Here is a 21,192-nt window from a genome sequence, read left to right as displayed (position 1 = left end):
TTTTAGTCGTGATAAGTGTGGGTAGACAAGATTGCGGGGGCCGGTGTGGAGGTGAATGAGCGCACCCAGCGGATCCCGATGGCGGCCAGTGCGTAGGTCAACGCCACCAGCCAGAAACTGTGGGCCAGCCCGACCAGCCCCATGCCGATCCCGCCGAGGACGGCACCGAGCAGAGCGCCAGCCTTGGCCGCGCTGTTGCCCAGGCCGAGGGCAAAACCCTGTTGGCTTGACGACACGGTGTTGGCGATCAGTGCATAGGCGACGGGGAGCAGCGCGCCTTGCCAGATGCCCCAGACCAACCGGCTGACGAGAAAACCCAGCCATTCGCTGGCCAGTGCCGTGGCCGCGAGCGTCAGGGCGCAGAGCCAGGCAACGCCTTCGATGACGCGCAGGGTGTAAGCCGGCTGCCAGCGGTCGAACAGACGCCCCCACAGGGGAGCGGAGATGGCCAGGGTCGCGGCGCTCGCCGCGTAAGTCGCACCGATCAGCCAGCCCGGCGCATGCAGAATGTCGGCGACATACAGCGCGTAGAAGGGTTGCGGCATCATCTTCGCGGCTTGAATCAACACGATCACCAACAGGATTCCACCGAGCCAGCCTTTAGGCAGGGCCACCGGTGCAACCGGTTTTTTCGTCGAGGCTCGCGCCTTGTCGGCCGGCAGGAAAAAACTCCCCAGTGCACACAGCAGGCAAATCGCCGTCGCGCCCTGACAGAGCAGGGCAAACCCCGAGATGTCCATCAGCCAGCCGCCCAGTACCGGGCCGATCAACGAGCCGACGGCGGTCGCCGATTGCAGACGGGCCAGGGTGTGACCGCGACGGGAGCTGTCGCAGCAGGCCAGGGCATAGGCTTGCGCGGCGGCGATAAACCCGGCCAATGCGCCCTGCATCACGCGAATGCCCACCAGCAGCCACGGATCGAGGGTAATCGCCGCCAGTCCCTGGCACAGCGCTAGTGCCAGTAACGCCCGAACGATCATCGGCTTGTGCCCGGTGCGATCACCCAGCCGTCCCCACGCCGGCGTCAGCAGCATGGCCGCCAGCATCGGGCCGGCATAGACCAGCGCCGATAGCAGCGCGGTGTAGCCGGCGCCCTCTGGCCCAAGCAGATGCTGGATCTGCAAGGGCCAGAACGGGCCGCTCATTTCCATGGCACCCATGGAGACAAGCTGGATGACGATCAGCAGTCGCAACGCACGACCATCAGCGAGCATCGGCGTTGGTTCGCAGCGGATTACTCAGGCGTCCGACGATGTCGGCGTGGCTGTCGTGCAAGCGCATGCGCATGAACGATTTGGCCGGCCAATCCTGCTCCAGCAGGGCCTGACGCTCGCTTTCCCAACGTGCCGGTTCGACGTGCTCGCGCACGCTCTCGAAGCACTGTTCAACGTGCGTGGCCAAGCGCTCCCAAAGGCTGTTTTCCGGCACATTCCAGTGGCGGGCGCAGAGCAACGTCAACTCACCGAGGTGGCACATGAACGTGGTGTGCAGGAGCTTGTCGCGAACAAAACCGGCGTCGTCGTACAGGGTCATTTTCGGATCGTGCAGCTGGATATCCAGCCCCTTGGCGTGCAGGGTTTTGCGATCGATGCGAATGTCGCCGAAGTCACGCAGCAGCAACCGATTCAACTGCCCGTCAGCGCCCATCACCATGAAGCTGTTTTGCTGGTGCGCTTCGAACGCCACGCCATACATCAGGTAGATGCCCAGCAGGCTCGGGACGGCAATCGACAGGTAGTCATCGAAAAACGCCAGCATGGCCTCGCTGTCGTCACGGTCCTGAGCCAGTTGCACCCAGTCACGCAGCAACGGTTGTTCGAATTCATTGACGGCGAACAGGCTGCCGACCGGCACGGCCAGTTCGCCTTCTTGCAGCAGGGTCAGCGGGTTGTCGCGGTACAGCACGGCGGCATGCCGGGACCGTTCGTCATTGGCCGGTTGTGGCGCGTAGTGCACGCCGATGCGTTCCGGCACGATGTTCAGCAGGCGCTGAATCTGCGGTTCATGATCGAGAATCTGCAGTATCAATTGGCTGATGCGCGGTCCCATCCGGGCCGAGCGCGGCGACACGGTGCGCTGCACGCTGGTCAGGCGCAGGGCCACCGGCAACTTGACCATCGGCGCAACGCGGCTGGCCTCTGGTACGACCGTGCGGAAGGACATGGTCGGGTGACCGGTGAAGGCAACGATGTCGGTGATGATCAGCAGGTTGTCGGCGATCTCGTTGGCGAACGAATTGGGCAGCTCTTCATTGACTTGCCATGGGTGCGACGGCAGCGGGAGGTAGTCCGTTGCCTCCAGGCCCCGTTGCTGCAAATGCTGCTGCAATTGTTCGGCGGCCTGCGGGAAGTGGCCCTGCCACCAGTCCCAGTAATCGGCAGTGCCGGCCAGTGATTCGACGTGGGCGTACTGACGGTGCAGGGCGCACAACACAATCGGAAAACTCGCTTCGAATTCCGGCGAGAAAGCGATGACCTGCGCAGCGCTCAAGCCCAGTTTGGTCTTGTAGTTCGGATGCCAGGGGTGGCCGAGCGTACCCCACTGTTCGAGCAATGACGTCGGGTTCTGGTGGTCGGGGCTGGCTTTGAGCCAGGCGAACAGATTGTCATTGTGCTCGGTGTCGATCTGCTCTCTCAGGCGCTCGGTCCATCCATGGTGGAACGCCAGGCACAGGGTGTCGTTGCTGTAGCTATCGTCCAGCTCGCGGGCCAGACGTTCCAGTACCTGCGGGGAGGCGGGCGGGTTGAGCTGAGTGCTGAGGTGGGCGAGCAGTTCGCTGGGCAACTGGATTTTGTGCGGCAGGCTGTCGGGGGTGTGCAGGACGATGCTGCCACGCACGTCCCAGCTGTTCATTCTTCCGCCCGTCAGGTGGTCGAAGCAAAGCTGCGCACCGTCGCCAAGCGGCAGCCAGCAACGGCCGTTGTCGTCGTACTTGCAGGCGTCGGGGTTGATCAGACCTTCACGAAACAGCGCCTGGATCAGGCGTTGGAAGCAGCGCTGGGCGGCGGGCTCCAGGGCATTGCTCAAATGGTCGAGGGTGATGCGGTGGGACTGGAAGGCCGGAGTGCCGAGGGCTTCGCTCCAGTTTGAGAGCAATTGCTGCTGTTTTTGCGTGTAGGCGCGCATCGAGTCCGACTCCTTCTGGACAGTGGTTTAGCTGAATGCGCGCAGAGAATACATTTTTCAAATATTAATGCAAATGATAGTGATTGCTACTTGTAGTATGAAAAACTCCTTTTCATAGGCCGGCCAGGGGTTTGCTCAAGACCATGTAGCGCTCTCCCACCTTCCGCGCATACTCCTCCAACACCTGCTGACACAACGCCACAATCTCCTCGACCCACTCAACGCCCACCCGCCACGACACCACCACCTGCAAGTCGGGTGGTCGCTGATCGATGTCCAGCAAGGTCAATTCACCACGCGCCAGTTCCTCGGCCACCAGCACCGGCGGCAACGCGCCAACGCCAAAACCGTCGCGCAGCAGCCGGGTAATCGCCGACACCGAGTTCACGCAGTTCAACCGTGGCGTCATCACGCCATTGGCCTGCATCAGGGCGAGCACTTCCTGATGCGGGTGGGAGTTTTTCGAGTAGGTGATGATCCGCTCATTCGCCAGATCGGCGACGCCTGAATACTCCCGGTTGTACAGGGAATTGCTGGCCACAATCCAGCCCATGGGGTGGCTGGCCAGTTCCAGGCTGCGCACGCTTTCCTGGCGCAGCAGGTCGGTTTGCAGGATCACATCGAGAAAGCCTTTTTGCAGCTGATCGCAGAGGTTGAGCGAGGTATCGGCCACCAGCTCGATTTCCACCAGCGGGTAGTGATCGGTCATCTGCGCCACCAACGGGCTGAGCCAGGTATGGATCACCGTGTCCATCACGCCGATGCGTACCCGTCCGGCCTTGCTCGAACGGGTCTCGATCGACTGCTTGAGTGCCTGCATGGTGTCCAGCATCTGCTCGGCGTAATCGAGCACTTTGAGGCCTTCCGGGGTCAGGCTCACGCCGCGCGAATCCCGTAGAAACAGCTTTACCCCGAGCTCGCCTTCAAGCACCGCAATTCGGCTGGAGATCGAGGCCTGGGTGGTGAAGAGCTTGTCGGCGGTCAGGCGAAAACTCTTGAGTCGGGCGACCCAGACGAAGGTCTCGAGAAACTTCAGGTTCATGGGATAAAGATTTCTTATGGCTAAGGCGGGTTTTTATTAGTTGGACGCAGCAGGGGCGCGCGTCCAAGAATCGACGCATCCGGTTCCCCACGATAGGCGTCGTCGGGGCTCAGAACAATACCAATAAAATCAGCGCGGAGATTTGCCATGAGTGCGCCCGACACCCCCTTCATCCCGAAAGCCTCGGCCCGCCCGGGACCTTTCGACTGGTATCGCAACATCAATCAGCAGGAACGCCGCACCTTCTGGAGCTGCAAGATCGGTTATGGCCTGGACGGCATGGACACCCAGATGCTCAGCTTCGTGGTGCCGACCCTGATTGCGATGTGGGGCATCACCACCGGCCAGGCCGGGCTGATTCATACCAGCACCCTGATCGCTTCGGCCATCGGTGGCTGGGTGGCTGGGATTCTCTCCGATCGCATTGGTCGTGTGCGCACCCTGCAACTGACCGTACTGTGGTTTGCCTTCTTTACCTTCCTCTGCGGCTTTGCCCAGAGCTATGAGCAACTGCTGATTGCACGGACCCTGATGGGCTTCGGTTTCGGCGGTGAGTGGACGGCCGGCGCGGTGCTGATCGGCGAAGTGATCCGTGCTCAGGACCGCGGCAAGGCAGTGGGCATGGTGCAGTCCGGCTGGGCGCTGGGTTGGGGGCTGACGGCGATTCTGTATGCGCTGCTGTTCTCGGTGTTGCCTCCGGAAGACGCCTGGCGTGCGCTGTTCATTCTCGGGATCGTGCCGGCGATCTTCGTGATTTTCGTCCGCCGTCTGGTCAAGGACCCGGAAATCTATCGTGAAGCCAAAGCGAAACAGGAGCCGGGCACCCCGTCGAAGTTCTACGAGATCTTCGCCCCCGGCATGCTCTTCACCACGATTCGCGCTTCGTTGCTGACCACCGGTGCGCTGGGCGGTTATTACGCGATCACGTCCTGGCTACCGACTTTTCTGAAGAACGAACGCGGTTTGAGCGTACTCAATACCAGCGGTTATCTGGCGATGGTGATCATCGGTTCCTACGTGGGTTATGTCATCAGCGCCTATTTGACCGACATCCTCGGCCGCAAAAAGAACTTCATCCTGTTCGCCGTGGGCTCGTTCACCATTGTGTTGCTGTACACCCAACTGCCGGTCAGCAACGGCGTGATGCTGTGGCTGGGCTTTCCGCTGGGCTTCTTCGCCTCGGGGATCTTCAGCGGCATGGGCGCATTCCTGACCGAGTTGTTCCCTACACGCATTCGCGGTTCGGGCCAGGGGTTTTGCTACAACATCGGCCGGGCGCTGGCGGCGTTGTTCCCGCTGCTGATCGGCCTGCTCAGCCAGACTGTGCCGCTGAGTGTGGGCATCGGTGCCTTTGCGGCGGTTTCCTACGGCGTGGTGATCCTCGCGGCCCTGAGCCTGCCGGAAACCCGTGGCAAACAACTCGACGCCCGGTAACTGATAACCTGCGGGCTTGTCTTACAGATATGTCCCGCAGCTAAAAAGAATAAAGCCTACAGGAGTGTTCAGCGTGAGCCGCCTGCTATTGAACTGCGACATCGGCGAGAGTTTCGGCAACTGGACCATGGGTCTGGACGCAGAAATCATGCCCTTTATCGATTGCGCCAACATCGCCTGCGGTTTTCACGCCGGCGACCCGAGCGTCATGCGCAAGACCGTCAGCCTGGCCCTCAGCCACGGTGTGCAAGTTGGCGCGCATCCGGCCTATCAGGATCTGGTGGGATTCGGCCGTCGCTCCATGGCGTATGCCACCCAGGAGCTTCAAGACATTCTGCATTACCAGATCGGCGCCCTCGACGGCATCTGCCGGGCCCAGGGCGGGCGGGTCAGTTACGTCAAACCCCATGGCGCGATGTACAACGACATGATGGCCAACCCGGCGCAGTTGCGCGCCGTGCTGCAAGCGGTGGCGTCCTATGACCGCAACCTGCCGCTGATGTTGATGGCTACCCGCGACAACAGCGCCGCCCAACAACTGGGTGATGAATACGGCGTGACGCTGTGGTTCGAGGCCTTCGCCGACCGCGCCTACGACAGTGCCGGCAGGCTGGTGTCGCGACAACTGCCGGGAGCGGTGCATCACGACCCGCAGACAATTATCGAGCAAGCGCTGACCATTGCCCGTGGCGATTCGCTCACCGCCAGTGACGGCAGCGCCCTGCATTTGCAGGCCAATACCCTCTGCGTGCACGGCGACAACGCCAGTTCGGTCGCTGCCGTGCAACGCATCCGTGAAGCCTTGAACCGGCAGAGCGCGTCATGAAGCTGCGGGTGGAAGTGGTAGCGCTGGATTGCCTGATGGTGCGCCTGTTCGATGAAATTGCCGAAACCAACATGCCGTGGATGCTGGCGGCCAGTGAAAGCCTGCGGGCGGCGTTCGCCGGGTATCTGATCGATCTGGTGCCGTCCTACACCACCTTGATGGTGCATTACGACTTGACCGCGCTGAGTCCCGCCCAGGCCCGGGAGTTGGTTGCCCAGACGCTGATCGATCTGTCGCCCAATGCACGTACGCGCGGTACCTGCCATGTGTTGCCGGTGTGGTACGACTTGAGCGTCGGACCGGAGCTGAACCTTTTGTCGCAGCGCAGCGGGTTGGCGGTGGAGGAGGTGATCCGTCGTCACAGCGAACGTGAATATCAGGTGTTCGCCTTGGGCTTTGCGCCGGGCTTCGCCTTCATGGGGCTGGTGGAAGAGGTACTTGCCGCGCCGCGTCTGAGCACGCCACGCAAGAAAGTCGCGGCCGGCAGTGTCGGCATCGCCGAACGGCAGACGGCGGCTTACCCGGTGGTGTCGCCGGGCGGCTGGAACCTGATTGGCCGCACGCCGGCCAAATTGTTCGATCGCAACCGTGACGGCTACAGCCTGATGCAACCCGGTGACACCGTACGGTTCGAAGCGATCGGCCATGCCGAGTTCATTAACCTGGGCGGTGACGACACGCCACTGGAGGCCCGGGCATGAGCCGTCTGACGATTGAAGCGAGTACGCCGCTATGCCTGTTGCAGGATGCCGGTCGTTTCGGCGTGCGGCATCTGGGCGTGACCCAGGGCGGAGCGGCCGATTGGCGTTCGATGTGCTGGGCCAACTGGCTGCTGGGTAACGAACTGGATGCGCCGGTGATTGAAATCACCCTCGGCGGATTCACCGTGGTGGCCGAGGAGGAATGCGTGCTGGCCTTGGCCGGAGCGGATCTGGGCGCGCTCGTGGACGGCGAGGCACAGGCACCGTGGCGCAGTTTCAGGCTGCACAAAGGTCAGCGTTTGCAATTCACTCGGCCGTTGCTCGGCGCCCGGGCCTATCTGGCGGCGCCGGGTGGGTTTGATGCACCGAAAGTGCTGGGCAGCAGCGCGACGGTGGTCCGTGAGGAACTTGGCGGCCTGGACGGAATGGGCCATGCGCTGGGTAAGGGCGCGTCATTGAGCTATTCGGGCAACTCGGTGATGTTGCTGCGCGAAATGACCGCAGACCAGCGGCCGGACTTGAACCTTGATGCTCCGTTGGACCTGGTCCTCGGTGCACAGATCGGTGAGTTCAGCGGGCAGAGCCTGTTCGATGCGTTCAATAGCGTGTGGAGCCTCGACAGCCGCGCCGACCGCATGGGCATTCGCCTGTTGGGTACGGCGCTGCAGTACCAGGGCAAACCGATGATTTCCGAAGGCATTCCGTTGGGGGCCGTGCAGGTGCCGCCGGACGGGCAGCCGATCGTGTTGCTCAATGATCGGCAGACCATTGGTGGTTACCCGCGTCTGGGAGCGTTGACGCCGCTGGCGCTGGCGCGGCTGGCGCAGTGTTTGCCGGGGAGGCAGGTGAGGTTGCGGCCAGTGGTGCAGGAAGTGGCGCATCGCGAACAGGTCGAATATCTGCAGCGTTTCAGTAACCCCTGAAAGCATCGCGAGCAAGCTCGCTCCCACAATGGATCTGTGTCGTTCACAAGTTTCATGAACAACACTGACCCCTGTGGGAGCGAGCTTGCTCGCGATGGCGTCAGACCAGGCAACAAAGATTACTTGGAAAGAAACCGCATCCCTTCCTCCAACCCGCGAAGAGTCAACGGATACATCTGGTCCTCAATCAAATCCCGCACGATATTGGTCGATGAGGTATAGCCCCAGGTGTCCTTCGGGTACGGGTTGATCCAGATGAGCTTCTTGTACTTCTCCTTGAACCGCTGCATCCACACGTAACCGGCTTCTTCGTTCCAGTGCTCGACGCTGCCGCCCGGCTGAGTGATTTCGTAGGGTGCCATGGCGGCGTCGCCGATGAAGATCACTTTGTAGTCGGCGCCGTACTTGTGCAGCAGGTCCATGGTCGAAGTACGCTCGGAGGTGCGGCGCATGTTGTTCTTCCACACCGATTCATAAATGAAGTTGTGGAAATAGAAGTACTCCAGATGCTTGAACTCGGTCTTGCAGGCCGAGAACAGCTCCTCGCAAATCTTCACGTGGGCGTCCATCGAGCCGCCGATGTCAAACAGCAGTAACAGCTTGACGGTGTTGCGCCGCTCCGGCCGCATCTGGATGTTCAGCAAGCCGGCATCCCTGGCGGTGTGATCGATGGTGCCATCGATGTCCAGCTCTTCCGCCGCCCCCTGACGGGCGAACTTGCGCAGGCGGCGCAGGGCGACCTTGATGTTGCGCGTACCCAGCTCGACCGAGTCGTCGAGGTTCTTGTATTCGCGCTGGTCCCAGACCTTGGCCGCCTTGCCCTGGCGCTTGCCGGCATCGCCGACCCGAATGCCTTCCGGGTTGAAACCGCCAGAACCGAACGGGCTGGTGCCACCGGTGCCGATCCACTTGTTGCCGCCGGCGTGGCGTTCCTTCTGTTCCTCGAGGCGTTTCTTGAACTCTTCGATCAGCTTGTCGAGGCCACCGAGGGACTGGATCGCCGCTCGCTCTTCGTCGGTCAGCGAGCGTTCGAACTCCTTGCGCAGCCAGTCTTCGGGGATCAATGCCTGAAGATGATCGTCGAGCTTTTCCAGGCCATTGAAGTAGGCACCGAACGCCCGGTCGAATTTGTCGAAATGCTTTTCATCCTTCACCAGGATCGCCCTGGACAGGTAATAGAATTCGTCCATGTCGGCGAAGGTCACGCGCTGTTTCAGCGCGTTGATCAGGTCCAGCAGTTCACGCACCGAGACCGGCACCTTGGCTGCGCGCATTTCATTGAACAGGTTGAGCAACATGGCATCAGCCTCTTAGCGGGTGCCGCGACGGCTCATGAACGCCAGACGCTCCAGCAATTGCACGTCCTGTTCGTTCTTGACCAGCGCACCGGCCAGCGGCGGGATGGCCTTGGTCGGATCGCGCTCGCGCAGCACCGCTTCGCCGATGTTGTCGGCCATCAGCAGCTTGAGCCAGTCCACCAGTTCTGAGGTCGAAGGCTTCTTCTTCAGGCCCGGCACCTTGCGCACGTCGAAGAACACGTCCAGCGCTTCGCTGACCAGGTCTTTCTTGATGTCCGGGTAGTGCACGTCGACGATCCGCTGCATGGTCACGCGGTCGGGGAAGGCGATGTAGTGGAAGAAGCAGCGACGCAGGAAGGCGTCCGGCAGCTCTTTCTCGTTGTTGGAGGTAATGATGATGATCGGGCGCTTCTTGGCCTTGATGGTCTCGTCGATCTCGTAAACGTAGAACTCCATCTTGTCGAGTTCTTGCAGCAGGTCGTTGGGGAACTCGATGTCGGCCTTGTCGATTTCATCGATCAGCAGGATGACCCGCTCTTCGGATTCGAAGGCTTCCCAGAGCTTGCCCTTTTTCAGGTAGTTGCGAACGTCGTGGACCTTTTCCGTGCCGAGCTGCGAATCGCGCAGGCGGCTGACCGCGTCGTATTCATAGAGGCCCTGGTGAGCCTTGGTGGTGGATTTGATGTGCCAGGTGATCAGCTTGGCGCCAAAGGATTCGGCCAGTTGCTCGGCGAGCATGGTCTTGCCGGTGCCCGGTTCGCCCTTGACCAGCAACGGCCGTTCCAGGGTGATGGCGGCATTGACGGCCAGCTTCAGGTCATCGGTGGCGACGTAGGCCTGGGTGCCTTCGAACTTCATCTGCTAATCCTCGAACGGTAACGCCGACCTGTACGAGGCAGGGCGGGGGGCAATAAAAGAGTCAGCCTCGACTATAACGCGGTGCCCGGTCGACTGTGAACGCAGACGGCTTATTCAGTCTCTGAATGGGGCGTCACATCTTGACTCAGTCTCGGCTGCTGGCCAGTATTGAGCTATCGCCATATTGGCGATAGCTTGCCGGGCATGTCTACTAAATACCGATTTCGCGACACATACCGCATTCAATTGCGCGAGAAGGATCATCCGCCGCCTCATGTCCACCTGACCGGTGGCGGCCTGGACGTCATGCTCAGCCTGGAAACCGTTGAGGTGATGGTAGGCAGGGCTCCGCCCCTGCTCATCAGGGAAGCACTGGATTGGGTCAGGGCCCATCAGGCGCAACTGCTCGAGGACTGGAAACGATGTTACCCATGAAACGACCACGACTGCTGGCCGTACAGGCACTACCGGAGTACCGCCTGGCATTGACCTTTATTGACGGCCAGCAAATGACTCTCGACCTGAGCCGGGATTTGCTGGCCTTTTCAGGCTTGCAACCGTTGCAGGGACGCGCTTTCGATGGCGCGGCTCTGGGGGATGATGGCTGGTGCGTCGAATGGTCTGAGCAAGACATCCAGATTGGTGCAGACACGTTGTACCTGGATGCGATCGCACAAAATGCCTGCGACGAAAATACCCGGATCTTCATCGACTGGCGCGCTCGCACCGGGCTGTCGCTCACACAGGCAGCCGAGGCGCTGGGGGTCAGTACCCGCAGCATCAGTCGTTATAGTCGTGGCCGGGAAACGGTGCCCCGGTCTTTGGCATTGGCCTGCCTGGGCTGGGACTACTTGCAGTTGCAAGCGAACGCTCCACGGGCAGCCGAAGAAACAGGCCGCTACACCATCACTCGTAAAACTTGATCGGCTTGCGGCTCGGGGTCCTCGTAGCGGGCATTGAATGCCTGGTAGTTGCGCACCAGGCAGGGCAAGGCGATGTGTAGCGTTTTCAGGGGCACAATCAGGCCGATGAGGGGCCGCAGGGGCCAACTGTATCGACGTATCATGGTGGCAAATCTCTGACGATCCAATGCCATTGACTGCACTGATAAGCGGACGTTCGGCCCGACTGGACGCCTGCGGGCAAGAGGCTTACCTTGATGCCCTATTTCAATGCTGTCGTTAAGGACCCAGCCATGAGCCGCATTTTCGTTGACAACGCCCACTCCATCGGCAACACGCCGCTGGTGCAGATCAATCGCATTGCGCCGCGTGGTGTGACCATCCTGGCCAAGATCGAAGGGCGCAACCCGGGTTACTCGGTCAAGTGCCGGATCGGCGCGAACATGATCTGGGATGCCGAGAGCAGCGGAAAGCTCAAGCCGGGCATGACCATCGTCGAACCCACCTCCGGCAATACCGGCATCGGCCTGGCCTTCGTGGCCGCCGCCCGTGGCTACAAACTGATGCTGACCATGCCGGCGTCCATGAGTATCGAACGCCGCAAGGTGCTCAAGGCACTGGGTGCCGAACTGGTGTTGACCGAGCCGGCCAAAGGCATGAAGGGCGCCATCGAGAAAGCCGGTGAAATTGTTGCCAGCGACCCGTCGAAGTACTTCATGCCAGCGCAATTCGACAACCCGGCCAACCCGGCCATCCACGAAAAAACCACCGGCCCGGAAATCTGGAACGATACCGACGGCGCGGTCGATGTGCTGGTGGCAGGCGTCGGAACCGGTGGAACCATCACCGGAGTTTCACGGTATATCAAGAACACCCAGGGCAAGCCGATACTCTCGGTGGCGGTGGAACCGGCGGCATCACCGGTGATCACTCAGGCCCTGGCTGGTGAAGAGATCAAGCCGAGCCCGCACAAGATCCAGGGCATCGGTGCCGGTTTTGTGCCGAAGAACCTCGATTTGTCGATCGTCGATCGGGTGGAGTTGGTCAGTGACGAAGAGTCCAAGGCCATGGCCTTGCGCTTGATGCAGGAAGAGGGAATCTTGTGCGGGATTTCCTGCGGTGCCGCCATGGCAGTGGCCGTTCGGCTGGCCGAGACCCCGGAAATGCAGGGCAAGACCATCGTCGTCATCTTGCCGGATTCCGGTGAACGTTATCTGTCGAGCATGCTGTTCAGTGACCTTTTTACCGAACAGGAGAATCAGCAGTAAGCGCCAAGCGTTGGCGGAGCGTGGCTGGCGGTGATGGTTGAGGCGTTATCACGGGCTGCGATCTATTGAACGGGTCCGGTTGATGATGGATTTACATCAGCCAATGTTCAGGCATCTCATGCTAAGAAATGCTTTGTTGCACATTCATTAATGATGAATGTTGAAAAGTGCAGGTTTTTCGCCGGATCGGTAGTGTTTATCATGCCAGCAGCCACGTCGGGCAAAGGACGTGGCGCAGTGTCGCTTATCTTCAAAGGAGTTGTTGATGACCTTATCGTTTGCCGCAAAGGCCTCGTTGTTGTTGCTGTTTCTCGGCAGCACCCTCTATGTGCATTTGCGTGGCAAGGCGCGTCTGCCGGTGTTGCGCCAGTTCGTTAACCATTCGGCACTGTTCGCACCCTATAACGCCTTGATGTACCTGTTTTCCGGTGTGCCCTCGAAACCGTATCTGGATCGCAGCAAGTTCCCGGAACTGGATGTGCTCAGGGACAACTGGGAAGTGATTCGCGATGAAGCGATGCACTTGTTCGACGAGGGCTATATCCGTGCGGCCGCAAAGAACAACGATGCCGGTTTTGGCTCGTTCTTCAAGAAGGGCTGGAAGCGTTTCTACCTCAAGTGGTATGACAAACCGCTGCCTTCTGCCGAAACCTTGTGTCCGAGAACCGTGGAACTGGTCAGCAGCATTCCCAACGTCAAGGGCGCCATGTTTGCGCTGCTGCCGGGCGGCAGCCACCTCAACCCGCATCGCGATCCGTTTGCCGGTTCCCTGCGTTATCACCTGGGGCTGTCGACACCGAACTCCGACGATTGCCGCATCTTTGTCGACGGTCAGGTTTACGCCTGGCGCGATGGGGAAGACGTGATGTTCGACGAAACCTACGTGCACTGGGTCAAGAATGAAACGCAAAAGACCCGCGTCATCCTGTTCTGCGATATCGAGCGCCCACTGAGCAACCGCCTCATGACCCGCATCAATCGCAGTATCAGCGCATGGCTGGGGCGCGCCACCGCCCCTCAGAATCTGGACGACGAACGTGTGGGCGGGATCAACAAGGTCTACGCCTGGAGCAAGAACTCCAGCGATAAATTCAGTGGAGTGGTCAAACAATGGAAGCGGCGTAATCCCAAGGCCTACCGCGTGATGCGCCCGGTTTTGGCGGTGGTGGTGCTGACGTTGTTGGGGTATTGGTTGTTTGGGTGAGATCCGCTCTCGGATATAAAAAAACCGCTCGTTGTGAGCGGTTTTTTTATGGTTCTTCACGGAATTCCGAGCTCCCTCCAACCGCGTTATGCGGCCTGGTGTTGCTGGTGCCGTTGCTCAAGCTGAAGTTGCCCAGGGGCGGCAAACCGATGCTGTATGCGATGGCCATTAGGGGATTATCAGGTTTTTTGTCTGTTGGCCCTCGACCTTGAAGTCACGCCCGGGGTGATGGCGACCATCATGGGCGTGCAGCCGATCCTCACCGTGGTGCTGGTGCTGGTGCTGGTGCTGGTGGAGCGTCAGCGTTCCTGGAGCCGCATGTTCGGACTGGCCCTGGGGCTGACCGGGTTGATCATGGTAGTTTATCAGGGCATCGGCCTGGCCGGGATGCTCTTCGGATTGCTGGCGCTGGCAAGCATGACGTTCGGTTCCGATGTCAATATAGTTTGCTTCGATGAGCAAGGTTTCATCCTGCCGGAGCTATGGATGGGGCTGGTGGTGTCTGAGCCGACGCCATCGCGAGCAAGCTCGCTCCCACAGGTTTAGCGCCGAACACAGAAATTGTGTCCGACACTCATCACTGTGGGAGCGAGCTTGCTCGCGATGGCAATATCAGCAGCTCTACAGCTCTACCGGTCAGCCACCAAACCCGTTTTCACAGCAGCCGGCTTCAACACCAGCCACAACGCCAGCGCAATCAACAACCCGCCATACAGATGCGCCATCGATAAGGGTTCATCGAGAAACATCGCACCCCATAACACCCCGAACGGCGGGATCATGAAGGTCACGGTCGACGACTTTACCGGGCCGATCGAACTGAGCAACCGGAAGTAGATGATGTAGGCAAACGCGGTACACGCCAGCCCCAACCCCAACAGTGACAACCAGACCTTCCAGCCGCCCCAGCTTTCCGGTGGCTGGCTGATCACGCTGTAGCCGAACAACGGCAATATGAACAGGGTCGCTCCCAGCATGCTGCCCAACGCCGACAGTCGACTGTCGAGCCCACCGGCCTGATCGAGCCAGCGCCGGGCGAGAAACCCGGCGAAGCCATAACAGGTGGTGGCGAGCAGGCAGGCGAGGGCGCCCATCAGCAGTTGCATGTCGAACGCCACGGGACCGGCGCGGGTCAGGACGCCGACGCCAAGCAGTCCGAGGAATACTCCGCCGAGCTTGGCGGCGCTGAGTCTTTCATGGAAGAACAAGCCGCCGATCAGCACACCCATCAACGGCGTGGTGGCGTTGAAAATCGCCGAGTAACCGGCCGGCAGCACTTGCGCCGCGACCGAGTAGAGCGTCGCCGGGATGCCGGAGTTGATCACCCCGAGCAGCATCACGGTCTTGAGTTTGCCTTTGAAATCCCAGCTGATGCGCATCAGGCCAAGAATCACCAACAGTCCGACCGCGGCAATCGACACACGGAAAAACGCCGTGGGAAGGGTGCCAATCACCGGAGCGATGATGCGCATGAACAGAAAACTCGCACCCCAAATGGCCGCCAGTGACAGTAAACGGAAAATATCGACGGGATTCACAGCGCGGTCCTTCCTTGATGGAGGGGCGAAAGTGTTGCTGAGCGTGTGGTCGATGGCAACCGAAAACCGGACATTCAATTCGCCCGGAAAATTACGCTTCTCCTGCACCCGCTTCACTGGCTAAGCTCAAGCCTCCCGAATTCCCGCAGAGGTCTCACCATGCCGCAGCAATGGCCAGCCGCCGACATCGCCCGTTTGATCCTCGATGGCTTTGACGATTACCGCGAGCATTTCCGGCAGATCACCGATGGCGCCCGGGCCCGCTTCGAACAGGCGAGGTGGCAAGAGACGCAATCGGCGTCGGCGGCGCGGATCAATCTGTACGAAGAAAAAGTCGGTGAAACCGTGGCGCGACTGCGCACCGCGTTTGACCCAGGCACCCTGGACGTCAGCTGCTGGCCGCTGGTCAAAAGCGCCTACATCAGCCTGATCGACCTGCGCTTCGATGATGAACTGTCCGAGACCTGGTACAACTCGATCTTCTGCGGGCTGTTCAGCCATGACCTGATCAGCGATGGCTGCATGTTCATCCACACCACCCGGCCGAGCCTGCGCCGTGCCCGGGCCGCGCAAACCCGCACCTACAAGCCGCAAGGACAATTGTCGGCCATGCTCGCCAGCATCTTCGCCGACTACCGCTTCAGTGAGGATTACGCCGACCTGCCCGGTGACCTGAAGCGTCTCGAAGCGCAGTTGCGCGAGAACCTGCCGGATTGGGTGTGCAAGGACCCGGAGCTGAGCGTCGAGCTGTTTTCCTCGGTGCTGTACCGCAATAAAGGCGCGTACCTGGTGGGGCGCATCTACACCGCCGACGAGCAGTGGCCGCTGGCGATTCCATTGCTGCACCTTGAAGGGCGCGGCATCCAGATCGATGCGCTGATCACCGACGAAGCAGACGTGTCGATCATTTTCTCGTTCACCCGCTCGTATTTCATGGTGGATGTGCCGGTGCCGGCGGAGTTCATTGGCTTCTTGCGGCGTATCCTGCCGGGCAAGCACATTGCCGAGCTGTACACTTCGATTGGCTTCTACAAGCACGGCAAGTCGGAGTTCTACCGGGCGCTGATCAATCACCTGGCCAACACCGACGACCAGTTCATCATGGCCCCCGGTGTGCGCGGCATGGTCATGAGCGTGTTCACCCTGCCGGGTTTCAACACCGTGTTCAAAATCATCAAGGACCGTTTCTCGCCGTCGAAAAACGTCGACCGCGCCACGGTGATCGAAAAGTACCGCCTGGTGAAAAGTGTCGACCGGGTCGGGCGCATGGCCGATACCCAGGAATTCGCCGACTTCCGTTTCCCGCTGAGCAAGTTCGATCCGGCGTGCCTGGAGGAACTGCTGGAAGTCGCGCCGTCGACGGTGTCGGTGGAAGGCGACACCGTGCTGATCCGTCACTGTTGGACCGAGCGCCGCATGACCCCGCTGAACCTCTACCTGGAAAACGCCAACGAGGCGCAGGTGCGCGAGGCCCTGGAGGACTACGGGCTGGCGATCAAGCAGCTGGCGGCGGCCAACATCTTTCCCGGCGACATGCTGCTGAAGAACTTCGGCGTCACCCGTCACGGTCGTGTGGTGTTCTACGACTATGACGAGATCTGCTTCCTGACCGAGGCCAACTTCCGCCACATCCCGGCACCGCGCACCCCCGAAGACGAAATGGCCTCTGAACCGTGGTACTCGATCGGGCCGCTGGACGTGTTCCCGGAAGAGTTTCCGCCCTTCCTGTTTGCCGATTTCGGGCAACGCAAGTTGTTCGATCAGTTGCATGGCGAGTTGTACAACGCCGATTACTGGAAGAGCCTGCAAGAGGCGATTCGGGCAGGGAAGGTGATCGATGTGTTTCCGTATCGGCGCAAAGGTTTGGACAACGAGTAGTTCTCACCGACGCCATCGCGAGCAAGCTCGCTCCCACATTTGACTGCGGTGTGCCCCGATTTTGTGGTCGCTATAGATCCCATGTGGGAGCGAGCTTGCTCGCGATCGGCCGCGCAGCGGTCGTAAAATCTGCGACAATCGGCACCTTGCGCCACTAGACGACTGAATTGCGTACCCGATGACCGACGAATCGCCCTCCATCGATAAACTGCTGAAAAACCTTGATCACGCCATGCTCGCCGACCGCCACCGGCTGCGGCGGCAGTTGCTTGAGCTGCGCAAGAAACCCGACGAGGCCAGGCTGGGCCAGTGGGTGACGCGGATGCAGGCGTCCTGCGATCAGGTGCTGGCCCGCCGCGCCAGCCTGCCGGTGATTCGTTACGACGACAGCCTGCCGATCGCCGCCAAGCGCGACGAAATCAAGAAGGCGCTGGAAAAGCATCAGGTGTTGATCATCGCGGGTGAGACCGGCTCGGGTAAAACCACCCAGTTGCCGAAGATCTGCCTGGAAATCGGTCGCGGTCAGCATGGTTTGATCGGCCATACCCAACCACGCCGGATCGCGGCGCGCAGCGTGGCCAGCCGAGTCGCCGAAGAGTTGGGCACGCCGCTGGGCGCACTGGTCGGCTATCAGGTGCGCTTCGAGGATCAGAGCGATTCCAACACCCTGATCAAGTTGATGACCGACGGCATCCTGCTGGCCGAAACCCAGAACGACCGGTATCTGGAACGCTACGACACGATCATCGTCGACGAAGCCCACGAACGCAGCCTCAATATCGACTTTCTGCTCGGCTACTTGAAAACCCTGCTGCCGCGTCGTCCCGACCTGAAAGTCATCATTACTTCGGCGACTATCGACCTCGAACGTTTCTCCAAACACTTCGATGACGCGCCCATTGTCGAAGTCTCCGGCCGTACCTTCCCGGTGGACACCTGGTATCGCCCGCTGACGCTGGAGCAGGACGAAGAGGGCAACCGCGTCGAGGACGACCTGACGGTGGATCAGGCGATCCTCGCCACCCTCGACGAAATTGCCGCCTTTGAGCGCAGCGAACGCCGCAGTCCCGGTGACGTGCTGGTGTTCCTGCCGGGTGAGCGCGAGATTCGCGACGCCGCCGACATGCTGCGCAAGGCTCAGCTCAAACACACTGAAATCCTGCCGTTGTACGCGCGATTGTCGCCGGCCGAGCAGCAGCGGATTTTCCAGTCGCACCCGGGCCGTCGCGTGGTGCTGGCGACCAACGTCGCGGAAACTTCGCTGACGGTGCCGGGCATTCGTTACGTGATCGACAGCGGCACCGCGCGCATCAGCCGTTACAGCTACCGCGCCAAGGTCCAGCGCCTGCCGATTGAAGCCATTTCCCAGGCCAGCGCCAATCAGCGTAAAGGTCGTTGCGGGCGGGTCGAACCGGGCATTTGCGTGCGCCTGTACAGCGAGGAGGATTTTCTCGGTCGCCCGGAATTTACCGATCCGGAAATCCTGCGCACCAACCTCGCGGCGGTCATCTTGCAGATGCTGCATCTGCGCCTTGGCGAGGTCAGCGCATTCCCGTTCATCGAGCCGCCGGATGGCAAGGCCATCAGCGACGGTTACAACCTGCTGCAAGAGCTCTCGGCGGTGGATCGCAACAGTCAATTGACCCCGCTCGGTCGTCAATTGGCGCGCTTGCCGGTGGACCCGCGCATGGGCCGCATGTTGCTGGAAGCGGCGAAACTCGGCAGCTTGCAGGAAGTGCTGATCGTGGCCAGTGCCATGTCGATCCAGGACCCGCGCGAGCGCCCGCCGGAGCGTCAGCAAGCGGCGGATCAGGCTCACGCGCAATGGAAAGACACCGACTCGGATTTCGCCGGATTGGTCAATCTGTGGCGCGGTTTCGAAGAGCAGCGCCTGGCGCTGACTGCCAGTCCGTTGCGCAACTGGTGCCGCAAGAACTTCCTGAATTACCTGCGCCTGCGCGAATGGCGCGACTCTCATCGTCAGCTGAGCCTGATCTGCCGCGACATGCAGCTGAGCCTCAACAAAGAGCCGGCGGACTACCCGAAACTGCACAAAGCGGTGCTGGTGGGGTTGCTGAGCCAGATCGGCCAGAAAACCGAAGAGGGCGATTACCTCGGCGCGCGTCAGCGGCGGTTCTGGATTCATCCGTCGTCGGGTATCGGTAAAAAGCGTCCGCAGTGGCTGATGACCGCCGAACTGGTGGAAACCACCAAGCTCTATGCGCGCATGGTGGCGAAGATCGATGCCGACTGGATCGAGCCGCTGGCCGGGCACCTGATCAAGAAAAGCCACTTCGAACCCCATTGGGAGAAGAAGCGCGGCCAGGTCGTGGCGTTCGAACAGATCACCCTGTTCGGGTTGATCGTGGTCGGGCGTCGGCCGGTGCATTACGGCCCGGTGGACCCGGTGGTATCCCGTGAATTGTTCATCCGCGAAGCACTGGTGCGTGGCGAAATCCAGTCGAAGGCCAAGTGCCTGACGGCCAACGAGCAGTTGCTGGAGCAACTCGACGAACTGGAAGCCAAGGCCCGTCGCCGCGACATCCTCGCCGACGAAGAAACCTTGTACGCCTTCTATGACGCGCGATTGCCGGCGGAGATCCATCAGACGGCGACCTTCGACAGTTGGTATCGGATCAACAGCCAGAAAGACCCGCAGCTGCTGATCATGCGCGAAGAAGACGTGCTGGCCCGCGAAGCCAGTGAAGTCACCGCCCAGCATTACCCGGATACGCTGCATCTCGGCGATCTGGAGTTGGCCCTCAGTTACCACTTCGAGCCCAACCATCCACGGGACGGTGTGACCCTGCGCGTGCCGGCGCCGCTGTTGCCGATGCTGCCATCGGAACGCCTGGAATGGCTGGTGCCCGGTGTCATCGAAGCCAAGTGCATTGCCCTGGTACGCAACCTGCCCAAGGCCCTGCGCAAGAATTTCGTACCCGTGCCGGACTTCGTCAAAGCGGCCTTGCAACGCATGACATTTGCCGAGGGCTCACTGCCTCAGGCCCTGGGTCGCGAGCTGCTGCGCATGACCGGCGCGCGGGTCAGCGACGAAGCCTGGAGCGAGGCGGCGCAGCAAGTCGAGAGCCATCTGCGGATGAACCTGGAAATCGTCGACGCCCAGGGCAAGTTCCTCGGTGAAGGTCGCGATCTGGCCGAACTGACGGCGCGTTTCGCCGAGGCCAGCCAGGCGGCATTGGCGGTGCCGCAAACCGCAAAGAGCCAGCAGCCGGTGGAGCCGAAAGTATTCGCCGCCGTGGCCGAGAAAACCCAGCAGAAGATCGCCGGGCTGTCGATGACGGTGTATCCGGCGCTGGTGGAGGAGAGCGGTACGGTCAAGGAAGGGCGTTTTTCGACGCCGGCCGAGGCCGAGTTCCAGCATCGCCGTGCCCTGCAACGCCTGCTGATGCAGCAGCTGGCCGAGTCGGCAAAATTCCTGCGCGGCAAATTGCCGGGGCTGACCGAACTGGGCCTGCTGTACCGCGACATGGGGCGCGTCGATGCGCTGGTGGAGGACATTCTGCTGGCCAGCCTCGACAGCTGCATTCTTGAAGGCGAAGACCCGCTGCCACGCGATGGCGCTGGATTGGCGTCGCTGGCCGAGCGCAAACGTGGCGCCTGGACCGAGCACGCCGAACGTGTGGCGAAGCTGACCCTGGAAATCCTCAAGCTCTGGCACGGCTTGCAAAAGCGCTTCAAGGGCAAGATCGATCTGGCGCAAGCCGTGGCCCTGAACGATATCAAGCAACAGCTCAGCCACTTGGTCTATCCGGGGTTTGTCCGGGAAACACCGATGCAGTGGCTCAAGGAGTTGCCGCGTTACCTCAAGGCGATCGAGCAGCGCTTCGAAAAAATCGGCGCCCAGGTGCAGCGCGACCGGGTCTGGAGTGGCGAATTGAGCGGCCTGTGGACGCAATACCAGACCCGCGCCAACAAACACGCCCAGGAAGGCAAGCGGGATCCGCAGCTGGAGCTGTATCGCTGGTGGCTGGAGGAGTACCGGGTATCGCTGTTTGCCCAGCAACTGGGGACCAAGGTGCCGATTTCCGACAAGCGCTTGAGCAAGCAATGGAGCCAGGTCGAACCGTAAACCCTGGGCTGCGCAATACCTGTGGGAGCGAGCTTGCTCGCGATGGCGGCCTGACATGCAATATAGATGTTGAATGTGATGGCCCCATCGCGAGCAAGCTCGCT

General features: G+C 60.8%; 16 protein-coding genes and 1 pseudogene. 11 read left to right on the top strand and 6 right to left on the bottom strand.

Annotated features, from left to right (window positions below; translation table 11 throughout):
• Nucleotides 1-2: 2 nt before the first annotated feature.
• The 3 genes from ACM6IK_RS13060 to ACM6IK_RS13050 all read right to left on the bottom strand — a co-directional run bounded on the left by ACM6IK_RS13060 (nt 3) and on the right by ACM6IK_RS13050 (nt 4,168).
• Nucleotides 3-1,214 (bottom strand): MFS transporter, encoded by a 1,212-nt coding sequence (locus ACM6IK_RS13060; RefSeq protein WP_414874668.1) that lies wholly within the window; start codon nt 1,212-1,214, stop codon nt 3-5.
• Nucleotides 1,204-3,126, bottom strand: coding sequence for an IucA/IucC family protein (locus ACM6IK_RS13055; protein ID WP_414874667.1), 1,923 nt, complete (start codon nt 3,124-3,126; stop codon nt 1,204-1,206). The genes ACM6IK_RS13060 and ACM6IK_RS13055 overlap by 11 nt, the downstream gene beginning before the upstream one ends.
• Before the next feature lie 112 nt (nt 3,127-3,238).
• The gene (locus ACM6IK_RS13050) at nt 3,239-4,168 is read right to left on the bottom strand and encodes a LysR family transcriptional regulator (protein ID WP_414874666.1); all 930 of its coding nucleotides are present in this window, start codon (nt 4,166-4,168) and stop codon (nt 3,239-3,241) included.
• Nucleotides 4,169-4,315: 147 nt separating this feature from the next.
• Between ACM6IK_RS13050 and ACM6IK_RS13045 the strand changes: the two genes are divergently transcribed.
• The 4 genes from ACM6IK_RS13045 (at nt 4,316) to ACM6IK_RS13030 (ending at nt 8,052) form a co-directional block, all read left to right on the top strand.
• Entirely contained in the window at nt 4,316-5,602 is a 1,287-nt protein-coding gene (locus tag ACM6IK_RS13045; protein ID WP_414874665.1) for an MFS transporter, read from the top strand.
• A 73-nt stretch (nt 5,603-5,675) separates the two neighbouring features.
• The gene (locus ACM6IK_RS13040) at nt 5,676-6,428 is read left to right on the top strand and encodes a 5-oxoprolinase subunit PxpA (protein ID WP_414874664.1); all 753 of its coding nucleotides are present in this window, start codon (nt 5,676-5,678) and stop codon (nt 6,426-6,428) included.
• Complete coding sequence (locus ACM6IK_RS13035) at nt 6,425-7,129, top strand: 5-oxoprolinase subunit B family protein (RefSeq protein ID WP_414874663.1); 705 nt, start codon at nt 6,425-6,427, stop codon at nt 7,127-7,129. The genes ACM6IK_RS13040 and ACM6IK_RS13035 overlap by 4 nt, the downstream gene beginning before the upstream one ends.
• A complete protein-coding gene (locus ACM6IK_RS13030; RefSeq protein WP_414874662.1) occupies nt 7,126-8,052 on the top strand; it encodes a biotin-dependent carboxyltransferase family protein in 927 nt (308 codons plus the stop codon). The genes ACM6IK_RS13035 and ACM6IK_RS13030 overlap by 4 nt, the downstream gene beginning before the upstream one ends.
• Nucleotides 8,053-8,171: 119 nt before the next feature.
• Here ACM6IK_RS13030 and ACM6IK_RS13025 read toward each other — a convergent pair whose 3' ends face one another.
• Nucleotides 8,172-9,350: a vWA domain-containing protein gene (locus tag ACM6IK_RS13025; RefSeq protein ID WP_223547502.1), complete on the bottom strand. Its 1,179-nt coding sequence runs from the start codon at nt 9,348-9,350 to the stop codon at nt 8,172-8,174.
• Nucleotides 9,351-9,362: 12 nt separating this feature from the next.
• Entirely contained in the window at nt 9,363-10,208 is an 846-nt protein-coding gene (locus ACM6IK_RS13020; RefSeq protein ID WP_007984829.1) for an AAA family ATPase, read from the bottom strand.
• Nucleotides 10,209-10,412: 204 nt separating this feature from the next.
• On the opposite strand from ACM6IK_RS13020, the gene ACM6IK_RS13015 reads away from it, so the two are divergent.
• The 5 genes and pseudogenes from ACM6IK_RS13015 to ACM6IK_RS12995 all read left to right on the top strand — a co-directional run.
• Nucleotides 10,413-10,643, top strand: coding sequence for a DUF4160 domain-containing protein (locus ACM6IK_RS13015; RefSeq protein WP_414874686.1), 231 nt, complete (start codon nt 10,413-10,415; stop codon nt 10,641-10,643).
• The gene (locus ACM6IK_RS13010; protein WP_414874661.1) at nt 10,631-11,131 is read left to right on the top strand and encodes a helix-turn-helix domain-containing protein; all 501 of its coding nucleotides are present in this window, start codon (nt 10,631-10,633) and stop codon (nt 11,129-11,131) included. Before ACM6IK_RS13015 ends, ACM6IK_RS13010 begins: the two co-directional genes overlap by 13 nt.
• A gap of 272 nt (nt 11,132-11,403) precedes the next feature.
• On the top strand, nt 11,404-12,378 hold the full coding sequence (gene cysK, locus ACM6IK_RS13005) for a cysteine synthase A (protein ID WP_414874660.1): 975 nt from the start codon (nt 11,404-11,406) through the stop codon (nt 12,376-12,378).
• A gap of 265 nt (nt 12,379-12,643) precedes the next feature.
• Complete coding sequence (locus ACM6IK_RS13000; RefSeq protein ID WP_414874659.1) at nt 12,644-13,582, top strand: aspartyl/asparaginyl beta-hydroxylase domain-containing protein; 939 nt, start codon at nt 12,644-12,646, stop codon at nt 13,580-13,582.
• 83 nt (nt 13,583-13,665) lie between these two features.
• Nucleotides 13,666-14,014: pseudogene (locus tag ACM6IK_RS12995) on the top strand (EamA family transporter); the annotation flags it as partial.
• Between the two features lie 197 nt (nt 14,015-14,211).
• Here the strand turns inward: ACM6IK_RS12995 and ACM6IK_RS12990 are convergent.
• Nucleotides 14,212-15,120: a DMT family transporter gene (locus tag ACM6IK_RS12990; protein ID WP_414874658.1), complete on the bottom strand. Its 909-nt coding sequence runs from the start codon at nt 15,118-15,120 to the stop codon at nt 14,212-14,214.
• Between the two features lie 159 nt (nt 15,121-15,279).
• On the opposite strand from ACM6IK_RS12990, the gene aceK reads away from it, so the two are divergent.
• Together aceK and hrpA are read left to right on the top strand one after the other, a co-directional pair.
• Nucleotides 15,280-16,998 carry a bifunctional isocitrate dehydrogenase kinase/phosphatase gene (aceK, locus tag ACM6IK_RS12985; protein WP_414874657.1) on the top strand — a complete coding sequence of 573 codons (1,719 nt, stop codon included), beginning with the start codon at nt 15,280-15,282 and terminating at the stop codon, nt 16,996-16,998.
• A gap of 178 nt (nt 16,999-17,176) precedes the next feature.
• Nucleotides 17,177-21,088, top strand: coding sequence for an ATP-dependent RNA helicase HrpA (gene hrpA / locus ACM6IK_RS12980; RefSeq protein ID WP_414874656.1), 3,912 nt, complete (start codon nt 17,177-17,179; stop codon nt 21,086-21,088).
• Nucleotides 21,089-21,192 lie beyond the last annotated feature (104 nt).

The organism is Pseudomonas sp. IT-196MI5 (assembly GCF_949767415.1).
GTDB lineage: Bacteria > Pseudomonadota > Gammaproteobacteria > Pseudomonadales > Pseudomonadaceae > Aquipseudomonas.
This window is presented reverse-complemented; position numbering and strand designations above follow the sequence as displayed.

What these genes read in the sequence shown, in the direction of transcription:
- ACM6IK_RS13010 (WP_414874661.1), top strand. Translation starts at nt 10,631, where the DNA reads ATGTTACCCATGAAACGACCACGACTGCTGGCCGTACAGGCACTACCG.
- ACM6IK_RS13030 (WP_414874662.1), top strand. Translation starts at nt 7,126, where the DNA reads ATGAGCCGTCTGACGATTGAAGCGAGTACGCCGCTATGCCTGTTGCAG.
- ACM6IK_RS13015 (WP_414874686.1), top strand. Translation starts at nt 10,413, where the DNA reads ATGTCTACTAAATACCGATTTCGCGACACATACCGCATTCAATTGCGC.
- aceK (WP_414874657.1), top strand. Translation starts at nt 15,280, where the DNA reads ATGCCGCAGCAATGGCCAGCCGCCGACATCGCCCGTTTGATCCTCGAT.
- cysK (WP_414874660.1), top strand. Translation starts at nt 11,404, where the DNA reads ATGAGCCGCATTTTCGTTGACAACGCCCACTCCATCGGCAACACGCCG.
- ACM6IK_RS13045 (WP_414874665.1), top strand. Translation starts at nt 4,316, where the DNA reads ATGAGTGCGCCCGACACCCCCTTCATCCCGAAAGCCTCGGCCCGCCCG.
- ACM6IK_RS13050 (WP_414874666.1), bottom strand. Translation starts at nt 4,168, where the DNA reads ATGAACCTGAAGTTTCTCGAGACCTTCGTCTGGGTCGCCCGACTCAAG.
- ACM6IK_RS13060 (WP_414874668.1), bottom strand. Translation starts at nt 1,214, where the DNA reads ATGCTCGCTGATGGTCGTGCGTTGCGACTGCTGATCGTCATCCAGCTT.
- ACM6IK_RS13020 (WP_007984829.1), bottom strand. Translation starts at nt 10,208, where the DNA reads ATGAAGTTCGAAGGCACCCAGGCCTACGTCGCCACCGATGACCTGAAG.
- ACM6IK_RS13055 (WP_414874667.1), bottom strand. Translation starts at nt 3,126, where the DNA reads ATGCGCGCCTACACGCAAAAACAGCAGCAATTGCTCTCAAACTGGAGC.
- ACM6IK_RS13035 (WP_414874663.1), top strand. Translation starts at nt 6,425, where the DNA reads ATGAAGCTGCGGGTGGAAGTGGTAGCGCTGGATTGCCTGATGGTGCGC.
- hrpA (WP_414874656.1), top strand. Translation starts at nt 17,177, where the DNA reads ATGACCGACGAATCGCCCTCCATCGATAAACTGCTGAAAAACCTTGAT.
- ACM6IK_RS13025 (WP_223547502.1), bottom strand. Translation starts at nt 9,350, where the DNA reads ATGTTGCTCAACCTGTTCAATGAAATGCGCGCAGCCAAGGTGCCGGTC.
- ACM6IK_RS13000 (WP_414874659.1), top strand. Translation starts at nt 12,644, where the DNA reads ATGACCTTATCGTTTGCCGCAAAGGCCTCGTTGTTGTTGCTGTTTCTC.